The following is a 12,490-nucleotide window of genomic DNA, read 5'->3' as shown; positions in this document are numbered from 1 at the left end:
GCTGAGGTTGCCCGCCCGGGGTTGAGGCCAGCCACCCCCTCTACGCCGTAGTCGGCGCATCGCCGGCATGGATCGGGGCTGTGGGGTCTGCCTCTCGGATGGCGATCAGCACCTCGTCGCGCAGGCGGGTACGTTCCGTGGGCTGCTGCCCGGCGTGGGCAGGTTCCCATCCATTGGCGGCGTGGTTGAGAACGATGTACCGCTGAGCGAGGTAGGTGCGATCGGTATCGGATCGGAAGACGGCTTCGGTGAAGGTGGTGACGATTGCGGTGCGGAGGTCGCGGTGTGCGAGCGCGGCGTCAAACCAGGCGTTGACGGCGCCTTGGATCTGGCTACTGCTGGCGTCGTCGAGGGATCGGCGCCAGCCCGTGAGGGTCCAAGGGTCTGGTCCGCTGTTGTCTGTGGCCAGGAGGATGGGGATGCCGTAGGGGCCGGTCCGTTCTGCGAGATGCAGGAAGGCGCGGCGGGCGGCCGCGGTTTGATGGTGCTGTGCTGCGGTGAACCACGTGGTGAGTGTGTCGCGGATCCGTTCCGCGAAGCCTTCTTGGTCCCACATGGCCATCAGGGCCTCGCCAACGGCTTGTGTGACGGTGGCGTTGCCGGTGTGGGCGGCGAGGTCTGCCAGTCGCCTCACTGCGACCCTGGGATAGGCGGGGCCGAGTTGTGCCATTGCTTCGGCGAGGACGCGCTTGAGGGCGACCGGGGTGTGACCGCGTTCATCGGGGGGTGGCTGGTCGGGGGCGCTGGCCCATTGAAGGTATTTATCGCGGGCGAGCTTGCCGGTTTGCGGGTCAATGGCGGCGGCAACCAGGAGGTCCACCGCGTGGCCGCTGAGGTTCTTTGTGGCTGCCCAGTGGGTGGCGGTCGCGCGCAGGACAGTCAGGCTCTGTTTGGCAAGGGTGTAGCGGATGACCCACTGGCTGACGCGATCAGCCAGACGGATCCCGAGGCCGCCGGACAGGAGGGCTGCTTGCTCGGCTGTCCAGTGGGTGAAGGCCTCGACGTGGTGGGGGCGGTCGACCCAGAAGTAGTCGACGACGGCTTCGGCGTATCCCGGGCGTAGGAAGCGGACGCGGTCGTCGGCGCCGAGGTCTGCATTAATGGTGTTGGTGAGTTCAATGATGCCGGGGCCACGCTGGCCTTTAGTGGGTACGGGTGTGTCTTCGAGTGCCGTGCCGAGCTTGAGGTGGGAGTCGTAGACGGTCTGGGCTGTTGCTCCGTCGAGTACGGCGGCTGCGAGCAGGTAGGTGCGGTGACCGCTGTCGGTGTGCTCCCTGTGCCAATTGAGGAGTTCGCTACGCCAGTTCTGCGCGGACTGGATGACGAAGCCGACGAGTTCGTCGAAGGATTTCGGTTCCGCCGTTGAGCGGTTCAGCGTGACGGCCGACGCGATTGTGTGGGCACAGCTGACCGCCATCGCTGGTGTGGCGTGCTGGAGGTGGCTGGTGATCCCGCTGTCGCTGAGCCACTGGTCCACCTCGCTCGGTTTGAGAGGCTGGTCGGCGAGGTGCGCGCGGGCGACACGGAGCCCGTCCGCGGGCTTGAGCTGATGATCCAGATCTGATGCTTCGACAGCCACGCTCGTCCAGGTGTCGGTGTGGACGACGGCGACGACGAACGATCGGGTCTCGCGCAGATGATCCGCGATCTCTCTCAGATGAAGTCCGGTGGCGGTGGGTAGCGGCTGTGTCTCGTGTCGCAGGTCCAAAATCCAGCCGGTGTCCTGGTCCAGAAGCCCTTCGAGTTCGATCTTGTCGTCGGGGAGACGCCTGACCTGGCGGATGGAGCGCATACGCAAGGTGGTGAGGATGTGCAGGGCAGTGGTGTAACGGCCCGTACCGGGCGGCGCGTGGATGACCACGACGCGGTGGGCTTCGAGGATCGTCTCGAGTGCCTTCGTCGTTTCGTCGTTGCTGGCAAAGCTGCGCAGGCGCCCGCGGACCCAGTCGTCGGTCAGAGGGGTTCCGCGTAGTCGCTGGATCTCGTGGTTGTTCTGAACGCCGATGACCGTGCCCTGGTTGTTCGGAACCTTCTGTTCGACCCTCAGCGCGAAGTCGGCGTCGCTGGTGAGGTCTTCGGCATGGCGATCCGGTTCGGACACGCGATCAGCTGTGGTGGTCGCCTCCGCAGGCACCGGTGACTGCTCGGCAGCGGGCTGGACGCCGTCCTGCGCGAGCACTGTGGCAGGCGCAGGGGTAGTAGAGGCGGCCCCGGAGGGGAGGGCGGCGGGAGGCTTGGTCTCGTCGGTGCCGTTGGAGGGTGGAGCCAGTGCCGGCAGGCCGCGGGGCTGGCTGGGGACGGTCGGTTCATTCAGTGTCAACACACGGCCCTTCGGACGGATGGCGCCGTTGCGCGGGTGCGCAGCGGGTGGCGTTTCGGCGCTGCTATCCGCCGATCCGGCGCGCCTTCATTCCGATAAGCTTGGCGTTTGCCTCGACCGTTTCCACCTGCTGAGCGACCCGGGCGTTCCCGTTAATCTCGTCGGCATCCATGCCGGTGGCCTCACCGGTGAGTGTGGTCAGCTTCTGTTCGACGAACGGCCCGGAGGCTGGGCGGTTCTCGCCTTCAAAGGTCAGGCGCTGCCCGTAGATGTCCTCGAGAGCGGCCCGCAGCATCGTCATGCTGCGCAGCAGGTTCGGGTCTGTGATGTCTGTGTCCAGGCTACGGCCGGCGTAACCCTGGAGGACGAGGTGGAGCACTTCGAGTTCACGTTCGTAGACCTGAAGGCGCTCCTCGTTCGGGTGCAGGGGCAGCTGAAGCGCTCCGACCAGGGTGTCGGGAAGGCTGACGTCGGGCTCGATCTCACGGCGGCGTGGGCTGAGCAGGTGTTCCAGTCGCTGAAACAGGAAGGTTAGCGTGGCGGGCACGGCTGAACTGATCAGGGCGATCTCTACAGGATCCGGCATGACACTCTCCCCCGTTGTCTGGCTGGCAGGCTCTTGATTCTCACGAACCGGCCAAGCGTCGAGGAATCCTTTTCAGAATGTGGCGGAAAGCCCACGGTCTTCTCGATCACCGCTGTTGTCGACCGAAAACTAGTCGTGTCGAATCGGGCCATGTGGCCGGTTGTTGCCGGTCTGGTCATGCTGGTCGGTGCCAGCGGGAGCCCTGTGTCCGAGCCACACATAGGGAGCCTCTTCAGGGTGTCTAGCGACCCTGGCCCGCCGCCAGGCCACGTCGAATGAAGTGCGTCCACGGCTGGCCGTGGACACCCGAAGCGCCTGCCAGCTGGTGACGGGGTCGAGGATCCAGCGCAGGAGATGAAGTCGCATAGCCGTAGCGTCCACACGGTCCGGCGAGATGACGGAGAATCCGAAATTCACTTGATTCTGCAAGCCACCTCGCGATCTGTTTCCGCCATCACATTCACTAGGTTAATGTGACGTGCGATGCCTACTGTTTCTACTGTTACCTGAGAGGCATGGATCGGCGAAGCAGAGAGATACAGGTATCAGCCACCAACTGCTTGTAGCAGGGGCTGCCGGTGGGCACCGGGGCTGCCGCACGTCGGGTGCCATCTGATCTGGCTTGCAGTGCGGGGCGCGTGGAAAGGATGTCGCTGCGCCTAAACCCCCAACCCGGAACAATCCCGCCAGGACGTCGCGGGGTCGCGAGTATCCGCGGCCCGGCGTAACGATCGAGCAGGTGGCCGCCGACTTCGGAGTCCACGCGATGACGCTGGGAAGTGGGTGTGCCGGGCGGACATCGACGATGGGACCAAGCCCGGAACAACCAGCCAGGAGAGCTCGAAGCACGTTGGCGTAGCAAGTGCTGGCACAGGAGCACGAGGCCCTGCGCCGGGCCGCGACGTCCCGGGAAAACGATCTACTCGGAGCGACGCTCGGATCAGGCTCTGGCCGGTGACGATCCGTCTTCCCAGGCTGCTGCGGCTGGGGAGAAACTGGGGAGAACGCAGCCCCATTGGGGAGCGGCTGGGGAGGGCCGGGCGCATCAACGGGCAGCACGGCGAAAGAGCCTGAAAGGCGGATCGTCGCAGGTCAGAGCGCCTGACCAGCCGGTTTCCGCAGGTCAGCGGCGGGAGGGTGACGACTTCAAGAAGATCTCCGCCTGGGCCGCCATCCTCTTCGCCCCGCCCCTGGTCGGCACCATCTACGGCATGAACTTCGAGGACATGCCCGAGCTGAAGTGGGCGGGCGGCCACCCCTTCGCAATCCTGCTGATGGCGGTGGTCTGCGTGAGCCTGTACGTCATCTTCAGGAAGCGCGACTGGCTGTAGGCCGCACAACAGCGCCACTACAAACCGGCAGTGGTCCAACAACCTTGCCCGTGGGGCGCCGATGTCCGACCCTCTGTCTAGCCTGTCTCCGTGAAGCCCACCGAAAGCCGCCAGTTCCCCGCCGCGCTCGCCAATGCGATGGCCGTTCCATTCGACTACGCCGACGGGAAGACCGGGGTCGACTTCGAACCCTTCCCGGCTTTCCTGTCCGCTGCCGAGACCACCGACTGGTTCCAGGCATGGACCGGGAACAGCGAACTGGACGGCAACGACTTCCGCGTGTTCGGGCAGGACGGCACGGGCGGGTACGCGGCGATCTGGCTCATCCGCCAGAGCCGGCCACTGGTCGAGCAACCCGTGGTCTTCCTCGGCTCCGAGGGCGAGACCGGTGTCGTAGCACGCGACCTGGGCGACTTCCTGTGGCTACTGGCCGACGGCTTCGGCCCCTGGGAAGCCGCCACGTCCTACGAGCCGGACTGGAAGGCGCAGCCCAATCCGGAGTTGGCATCCATCGCCGAAGGATTCGCACCGAACCAGCGCCGGTCGGCGGCAGCCGTGATCGAGCTGGCGGCCCAGGAGTTCCCCGACTTCGACGACACCATCATGGACCTCTGCCGCTGAACCCAGCGTCGTCACCTGCACGACCAGCCGGAATCAGGAGACTGAGGGGACACCCAAGTCATCGCGCCCCTCTGTCGCGTTCGAGCACCGCTGTAGCCTCCGGCCATGAAGCACGGGGAAGACGAGGACGCGCTGGTTCTGGAGGCTCGCGAGATGCTGGCCACCGGACAGGACGAGGAGGAGGTCTTCGCCGAACTGGCCGCGCGCACCGGTGAGTGGGACGCCTGCGCGTTGGCCCTATGTCTGGCCCTGGAGGTGCCCCGGCCGGACGCCGAAGCTCGAATCCGCGAGGCACGGCCCCTCTTCGACGAGTTCGAGGCGGGAGAGGAAGACGTCGTCGCCATGCTTCTCACCTGTGGGCACGTGTTCGTCGTGGACCGAGTGCTGGACGGTCACGGCGAGCGGATCCGCGAACTGTTGTGGACTGCCGCCTGCGCCCGCGGAGGCTTTCCCGGCGGCATGATCCCCTGGTTTCGCACCGGGGAGCTCACGAAGATCTTCCTGCTCTTCGCACAGACCCGGTTCCGGAACGGGCGGGGCTCACCTCCCGAGTTCTGGGCGGCCATGGTTACGACCGGGGAACTCCTGGCGACCGAGGACGGCCCGGACCAGGCGGACGTGACGGCTGGACTGGAACGCTGCCGGGCGCAGGCGACCGCTGTCGGTACGGGTTCTCAGATGCTTCCGTGAGAGGGAACGAGGCCCTCAGGTACTACTCGGGCGCCGTGCCAAGCAGTGCGTCGATGGCCGCTCGGCCCCTGCCGCCGGCCTCCGGCATAAAGTGGGCGTATCTGGCGAGGGTGATGGCCGAACCGGAGTGGCCGAGCGATCGGGCGAGGGTGACGACGGATTCACCGCCTCGAGGACCTCATTGCCGTAGGTCGTGGTCAGGGCCAGAGGGAAGGAGCGCTTCTCCCGATCGAGTTCGGGGCCGCCCGGGGGCAGCGCGACCTCGTGTGCGCGCAGCTCGGCGGCCGCCGAAGGTGGCATGTCGACGACCCGGGTCTTCCTGCCTCAGCTGGAGGCCCTGGCCAGATCATGGAGCGCGCCACGACCGACGAGCAGCGAACCCTGCTGCTCCGCCAGGCGGAGGTCGCGCGCCCTGGGCCAGCCGGCGATGTACGGCCTGCTCGTTGCGCGTGACGACCTGCTGGGTACACCACGGTGCGGCCGCGCGGTCGGGATGGGTGGCAGACGGGTACGCACGGGAGATCCTCAGTCGATGGTGAAGCTCCAGAAGATGCCGACTTCCGTGGCGGAGACGGCGATCGCACCACAATCCATTACGTGGCTGGTGAAGCCCTCATAGGCACCCTCGCGACGGAACATATCGGCATGGGGATTCCTTCGCGCCGTCGCCGCATTGGTGAAGAACAGCGCGTCTTCTCCGAATCTCTCCAGGATCGTTGCCGCATGCGAGGTCAGCTCCGCCTCTCGCACATCGAAATCCGGAATGTCCTCTGTTCGGAACCAATCACCCTGGAGAGTGACCAGGATTTGCACGACGCCCCTCCTGAACACAGGGAAGGCCGTGTTGAAGTCTCCCGGCGTGACAGCAATGAACGGGCTGTCCGGGCCGGTGCCGTAATCGCCCCCTCCCGGTGCCGCGGCAACCTTCGACCAGCCACGCGGATCGTCCGTACGCAGCTGCATGACGTCGAGAGCGTCCAGGCGCCAGTCATCGCGCCGCCGCGCCCCCACGGCCGCGAACATGCCCTCCCCGAAGAGGGCCCGCAGGGAACGGCTCCACGATGTGGCGTCAATCTGAGTCACGGGCCTTACTCCAGTTCTCCAAGTGCGCACTGCCATCCTCTTCGCCCCCCCATCCTGGTCGGCACCCTCTACGGCATGAACTTCGAAACCATGCCGGAACTCCACCGGGCAGCGGGCCACCCCTTCGCGATCCTGCTGGTGGCGGTGGTCCGTACAGCCAACCACCGCACAAGCTTGATCGACCTGGCGCAAGCGAAGCGGACAGGACAGCGGCCCGGTCTCGCACGCGCCGCCCTTCCGGTCGCGGGGAGCGACGATCGCCGCCGTGCTCCGGGCGGTCGTCGACGGCAGCAACGCCCGGCCCGGCACCCACCTGTTCGCCGACCCGATCAACCCCGGCCGGCAAGGCTCGGAGTCGACATCGAGGCCCCGCCGTGGGCCGCTGCGTGCTGTGCGGGACCTGGGCGTCGACCTGTTCGCGCCGTACGCCGTGCACGACGCGTACGGATACCGGCGCGAAAGCACCCGGATATTTTCGACATAACTGTCGGATAGGTCGCGCAATCAGAATTCGCACCAGTATGTCGAGGGTTCGGCGCGACCAATGTGCGGAGGTGACAGTACGCCCCCGGCTCCGCCCCGGTGGGCGGGCAGGCCGATGACGCGGTAGCACGGGCGCCCGCAGCCGTGCCCGGCACGGCTGCTGCACGTCTCACTGTGTGGCCTGCTGTCCGAGGATCCGAACTCCCCTTCACTGAGCGTGTGTTCACGCCTGCCTCCGGCCGTGCCGTGGGCCGCGCCCCGTCGGGACGGAGGCTGCGCGAGGGACCCCGGCGTGCGATTCGAGGGCTTCCTGCCGTGACCCGGCACCGGAACCGGCCCATTCGTACCACTGTGAACCTGGAGAAGAAGATGATCAGGAACGTCGGCCGCACCTTACGTGCGGCTGCGGTGACCGCCATCGCTGCCATCGCGCTGGCCGCAGCACCGGCGAACGCTGCGGCACCGGCCTGGGAGACGCTGCCCCAGCCCGTCGACGGGCAGGGTGCGTACATCCTCCCCTTCGATGCGCAGAACGCCTTCGTCAAGACCCGCATAAACACCTGCATCGGCTGCAGGCTGGCGGAAAAGGTGTGGCAGAAGACCGGGAGCACCTGGAAGCAGCTGACGCCGCCGGCCGACGCGAGCGTCACCACGATTACCGGCACCGCCACCGACGATCTCTGGGCCATCGGCCGCATTGACACGAGCACCGGCGTCTTCCGGGTCAACCACTACGACGGGACCAAGTGGTCGGGGAACCTCAGCCCGAACACCCAGAAGCTCGAACTCCTCGCGGCCGAGGCCGTCAGCCGCAACAGCCTCTGGGCGGCCGGCAACTCCCGCGAGAACGGCTGGACCCCTGTGGTGACGCACTGGAACGGGACGTCCTGGAACACCACCAAGTTCGACCAGTTCAGCGGCAGCCTCAACAGCATCGACGTACGGGCGGAGAACGACATCTGGGCCGTCGGCTACCGTTCCACGGGCACTCTGACCAACCAGCGTTCCCACGCGCTCGCCCTCCACTACGACGGCATCCGGTGGACGGAGGTCCCGGTTCCGGCGACGGCCAAGGTCAGCACCATCCTGAATCACGTCAAGAGCAACGGCCCCAACGACGTCTGGGTGTCGGGGAGCATCCAGGACGAGAAGAACCAGGGCGAGCCGCGCACCGGGGCGTACGTCACCCACTGGGACGGCACCGCCTGGACCCGCCGTGACGTCCCGGGTGCCACCTTCGCCAACTCCTTCGCCGTGTACGACGGCCAGGTCCACGTGGGGGTCACCCGCGGTGCGAACCTGGTCCGTTGGACCGGCAGTGCTTGGGAGCCCGTCAGCGGCATCCAGCCGGGCATGAACGGTGTGTTCTCGTTGGCCACCACGCCCGACGGCTCGCTCTACCTGGCCGGTACCAGCGGCTGGGACAGCGTATTCGGCGGTCTGACCCACCACCTCCAGCGGCTGGCCGCGCCCACTGCGCGCTGACCGCACGTCGCACGCGCCCACGAAGGGAACGGCGACGGACCGGCCCGGTGAAAGGGACCCGGTCCGTCGCCGGCGAGCCGCTGCGCGACGCCCGACGGACCGCGTCGGTGCGCAGCAGTGCCCCGTGCAGGCCGGGCTCGGGTGTGGAGGTATGGCGACCTGGTGAGATGTCATTCGAATCTCACGCGATACAAGCGCGAGGCTTCGGCTTCATCACCGGCCTCCTCACGCATTCGTGCCAGCATCGCGTACGAGTCCGCATGTCCTGCGTCGGCGGCATGGCGTGCGAGTTGCTCGGCTCCGATGCCGTCCCCCGCCTTCTCCCGCAGGTGGATGAGAGTGTCGTACACACTGGGGTGTCCCGCGTCGGCCGCCCGGCGGACGACAGAGTCGGCTCCACTTCGATCCCTCGCCTGCTCGCGCAACCGGACCAGACCGTCGTATGCCTCCCGGGCCACGGAGGCATCGTCCATGTCCGCAAGTGGCATCTCTTCGGGGTTGCATGCCTCGGGCTCCCCGCCTTCCAGAGCCAAGCGGTACAAGCGCTCGGCCTCCGCGGTATCGCCGGCCTCCATCCGGAGCCGAGCCCGGCTCAAGCAGATCCGCGAAAGGTGACCCGCCGAGACCTCCGGCTCTCCGCGTCTCGCCACGGGGCCGCCCAAGGTGCCCGGATCTCCTGCGCGCCGGGCCTCGGCTGCCATTCTCGCAGCGCCTTCCTGGTCGCCGGCCGCCTCGCGCAGCTCGGCGAGTCGTCCGTAGACGTCCGGGCGACCCGCGGCGGCGGCAAGGCGGGCGAACTCCTCTGCGCCTTCCCGGTTGCCCATCCGTTCACGCAGTTCGGCAAGGTGGCGGTAACCGTGGGCGACTCCCGCCTCGGAGCCGAGCCGGGCGTGGAGTTCGGCGCCCTCCCGGTCGCCCGCGATCTCCCGCAGGCCGGCCAGGAGCACATGGGCCGGCGGATATCCGGCGTCAGCGCCACTGCGGGCAACGAGCTCGGCGCCCTGTGCGTCGCCACGTCCTATGCGCAGTTGGGCCAGGCGCAGATAGGCCTTGGGGTGGCCGCTCTCGCCTGCCAGCCGGACGAATCCTTCGGCCCCCTCGGAGTCGCCCGCGACGTCCCGCAACAGTGCGAGTCTGGCGTAGGCGGGGGCGTGGCCCGCCTCGGCCGCCAGGCGGGTCAGGTACTCGTCCTTCTCCAGGTCGCCGGAGCTCGCACGCAGTTCGGCGACATACAGATACAGGTCGGGGTGCCCTGCGTCAGCCGCAAGGCGGGCAAGGCGTTCCGTACGGGCGTGGTCGCCGGCCGCGTGTCCGTCCATGACGAGTTCCCGGTAGACGGACGCGTCTCCCCCGTCGGCAGCCATCCGGGCGATGCGCTCGGCGCCTTCGCAGTCTCCCGCTGCCAGCCGCCGCCGGGCCAGGTCTCCGTAGACGCTCGAGCCCCCGTCGGCGGCGAGCCGCGCGAAATGTTCGGATTCCTCGGGCCGGTCCGCCTCCTCGCTCTCCACTGCAAGCTCGGAGGCGGCGTCGCCGTCCCCCGCTTCGGCGGCCGCGCGACGGATCCGATCCGATGCGATCCAGTCCCCCTTGAAAACCCACCGGCGTCCACTTCGGTACACCCATGTTCCGTGCACCTCGACCGATCGGTGGAACAGACGCTCGGCTTCGGCGTAATTGCCCAAATCGTCTTCTATCTGGCACTGCTCGAGAGGGAAGTCAGCGGAATACTCGGAGCAGATCCTGGCAACGTCTCTCGCTTCGTCGAGTCGACCCCATCCGGTCCAGGTCTGGAACAGGTTCCACAGGCCGTCGAAGCACCCCGCGTCGGCGGCCTTGCGGGCGAGGAGCTCGGCTGCCTTGAAGCGGCGCCGGTCTGCCGCGGCCAGGGACAGCCCCACGAGCGCCTCGACATCTGTGGCGTGCTGTACGGCCGCATCCCAGAACGCGGCCGGTGGACTGGCTCGGCGGCGTACGGCGCGTCCGTGGGCGTCGAGGTAGTCGGTCAGCCGAGAGACGTCGGGCTGGGCACCCATCGCCCCGGGCCGCGGGACCGGCTCCAGGGGCGCAACGACATCCAGGACCTTGGCTCGGGAAGTGGTGAGGGCGTCGGTGAACCAGTCGTCGTGGGCCGCGGCACGCTGACCGTCAGTGAGATAGCCGGGGGCCGCGTCCTCCAGAAAGCGGTGTGCAATCGCACCGTCCCAGCCGAAGCGGGTGGCATCCATCGCCGCTGTGATCACCGCCCGCCCATAGCAAGCGGGAACGTCCTGGGCGTTGTCGTACCGGTCGGCCAGCTCCAGGCCTGCCGAGAGGGTCTGGGTGATCCGGCCGTCGCGGGCCCGGGATCGCGCGACCAGGAGCGCAGGATCCTCCGCACCGCCCAACGCGTGCATGTCCTCTTCCGTGAAGAGGGCGGGTACGTCCACGACCGTGTCCGCGCCGCTCAGGAGCAACCACGCTTGTCCGTTCGTGTGGATGCGTGCGGTGAGATCACGGAAGGAGTTCGTCCAGATGGTGGCCAGGAGGAGTACGGGACCGCCTTCGGCCTGGCGCGTGCGCAGAGCGGCGGCCAATTCCTCGCCCCCGCCTCCGGTGAACAGCCGGTGGGCATCGTCGAGCCACAACACGGTCCGGGGTGTCACAGCCCTGGCCTTCAGCACCTCCAGCGCACTGGCCGTGGTCCGTGGAAAGATCAGATCCCAGTCCCTGACCCCCTCGACGGCCTGGAGGGCCTCGTAGGCGGAGCGCGTCTTGCCCGCGCTCGACTCCGCTCTGACCACCACGAGCACGGCCTTGCTTCCGCTCGCGGCCTCTTCAACAGCCGCTCTCAACTCGGTGTCGTGCGGTCGGAGGTGATAGGCCGGGAGATTGAAACCCGGTGTCCGGCGTGAGCGGGGAACGGTTGATCCCGTGATGGAGGGGTGTACCCCGAGGTCGGCCGCCGTCCAGGCCCCCACCGGCCGCGGCCTGTCGGTCAGGGAGTGGCGCCGACGCTCGAAGTCCGCGTTCGTCAGAGCGGTGGCGGCGTCCGTTCCGAGGCGCAGCTGCTCGGCCTCGTCCAGCCGTGCCCGGTGCAGCTTCCGGTGCTGCGCCTCCCACCTGGCGACGTCCAATAATCCACCGGTACGCGCCCGGCCGTGGTGGGCAGCATGGCCGATCAAGGAAATGAGTGTGGCCAATGCCTGGAAATCCCGGGGAACGCGCCGGCCCTTCAGCCAGAGTCCGATGGTTGTGGCCGACACCCCCGTCTCCCGCGCCAGGGACCTCAGCGACGGCTTCCCGTCAGGGGACAGTTCGTCGTAGAGGAGACCCACCTCGGTCAAGTCCGCCTTGAGCCGGGCCTCCAGCTTCCCCGCGGCGGCGTTCCCTACCTGATTCCCCACGCGTCCGTTCTCCTCGCCCTCCGTGTCGACCTGCGGCTCGCCGTCAGCCTGTGGGCAGTGGACACCTTCCTCAGCTTAGGCGGCTGAACTGCGAGGAGGCCGATGCTTCGGACTTCCTTCGAACGGATGGTCGCTGGACATCTGCGTGGACGGAGACCTTGGTCCGTGTCCGACATCGGGTCGGAGAACCGCACTTCACTCAGGAGCCCCATGTCCATCGCCGAAGCCCTGCTCTCCGCCGCCACCATCCCGGCCTGCGCCCTGCTGCTGACCGTCGTGACGGTCACGGCCGCAACCCTCGCCATCGTCTTCCGGGCCCTGCGGGGTACGACGTCTGCGCAGCGGGCAGGGATCCTGCGCGCTGTGGCGGACGTCGTCCGCGCACTCCGGGGCCGCCGGCCGTGACCGGGTGGCCGACTCGCGCCGACTCATTCCCGTTGCTCTCACCGGATGTTGACGGTCCGGAGCAGCGGGAAGTTCGGCGCGGTACGGGATCAAGCCGGGCCAC

At 67.7% G+C, this 12,490-nt stretch carries 9 protein-coding genes and 2 pseudogenes; 7 read left to right on the top strand and 4 right to left on the bottom strand.

Features of this window, described 5'->3' with window-relative positions:
* Positions 1-40 precede the first annotated feature (40 nt).
* The gene (locus ACWGE1_RS06745; RefSeq protein ID WP_453419467.1) at positions 41-2,179 is read right to left on the bottom strand and encodes a hypothetical protein; all 2,139 of its coding nucleotides are present in this window, start codon (positions 2,177-2,179) and stop codon (positions 41-43) included.
* 205 nt (positions 2,180-2,384) lie between these two features.
* Positions 2,385-2,906, bottom strand: coding sequence for a hypothetical protein (locus tag ACWGE1_RS06740; RefSeq protein WP_453419466.1), 522 nt, complete (start codon positions 2,904-2,906; stop codon positions 2,385-2,387).
* Positions 2,907-4,051: 1,145 nt separating this feature from the next.
* Between ACWGE1_RS06740 and ACWGE1_RS06735 the strand changes: the two are divergent.
* The 3 genes and pseudogenes from ACWGE1_RS06735 to ACWGE1_RS06725 form a co-directional block, all read left to right on the top strand.
* Positions 4,052-4,237 (top strand): annotated as a pseudogene (locus tag ACWGE1_RS06735) (CorA family divalent cation transporter); the annotation flags it as partial.
* A 90-nt stretch (positions 4,238-4,327) separates the two neighbouring features.
* Positions 4,328-4,858, top strand: a complete 531-nt coding sequence (locus tag ACWGE1_RS06730; protein ID WP_453419465.1) for an SMI1/KNR4 family protein — start codon at positions 4,328-4,330, stop codon at positions 4,856-4,858.
* 105 nt (positions 4,859-4,963) lie between these two features.
* Positions 4,964-5,548, top strand: a complete 585-nt coding sequence (locus ACWGE1_RS06725; RefSeq protein WP_453419464.1) for a hypothetical protein — start codon at positions 4,964-4,966, stop codon at positions 5,546-5,548.
* Between the two features lie 525 nt (positions 5,549-6,073).
* On the opposite strand, the gene ACWGE1_RS06720 is transcribed toward ACWGE1_RS06725, so the two are convergent.
* A complete protein-coding gene (locus tag ACWGE1_RS06720) occupies positions 6,074-6,631 on the bottom strand; it encodes a hypothetical protein (RefSeq protein WP_453419493.1) in 558 nt (185 codons plus the stop codon).
* Between the two features lie 48 nt (positions 6,632-6,679).
* Here ACWGE1_RS06720 and ACWGE1_RS06715 point away from each other — a divergent pair.
* The 3 genes and pseudogenes from ACWGE1_RS06715 to ACWGE1_RS06705 all read left to right on the top strand — a co-directional run.
* Positions 6,680-6,787 (top strand): annotated as a pseudogene (locus ACWGE1_RS06715) (CorA family divalent cation transporter); the annotation flags it as partial.
* Positions 6,788-6,896: 109 nt separating this feature from the next.
* On the top strand, positions 6,897-7,115 hold the full coding sequence (locus tag ACWGE1_RS06710) for a hypothetical protein (RefSeq protein WP_453419492.1): 219 nt from the start codon (positions 6,897-6,899) through the stop codon (positions 7,113-7,115).
* Positions 7,116-7,483: 368 nt separating this feature from the next.
* A complete protein-coding gene (locus ACWGE1_RS06705) occupies positions 7,484-8,599 on the top strand; it encodes a hypothetical protein (RefSeq protein WP_453419463.1) in 1,116 nt (371 codons plus the stop codon).
* Positions 8,600-8,769: 170 nt separating this feature from the next.
* Here ACWGE1_RS06705 and ACWGE1_RS06700 read toward each other — a convergent pair whose 3' ends face one another.
* Positions 8,770-11,982 (bottom strand): hypothetical protein, encoded by a 3,213-nt coding sequence (locus tag ACWGE1_RS06700; protein ID WP_453419462.1) that lies wholly within the window; start codon positions 11,980-11,982, stop codon positions 8,770-8,772.
* A gap of 210 nt (positions 11,983-12,192) precedes the next feature.
* On the opposite strand from ACWGE1_RS06700, the gene ACWGE1_RS06695 reads away from it, so the two are divergent.
* The gene (locus ACWGE1_RS06695; protein ID WP_453419461.1) at positions 12,193-12,387 is read left to right on the top strand and encodes a hypothetical protein; all 195 of its coding nucleotides are present in this window, start codon (positions 12,193-12,195) and stop codon (positions 12,385-12,387) included.
* Positions 12,388-12,490 lie beyond the last annotated feature (103 nt).

The sequence above is a fragment of the Streptomyces sp. NPDC054932 genome (assembly GCF_053610205.1).
The sequence above is the reverse complement of the archived record's forward strand: the minus strand, read 5'-3'. Positions and strand labels throughout refer to the sequence as shown.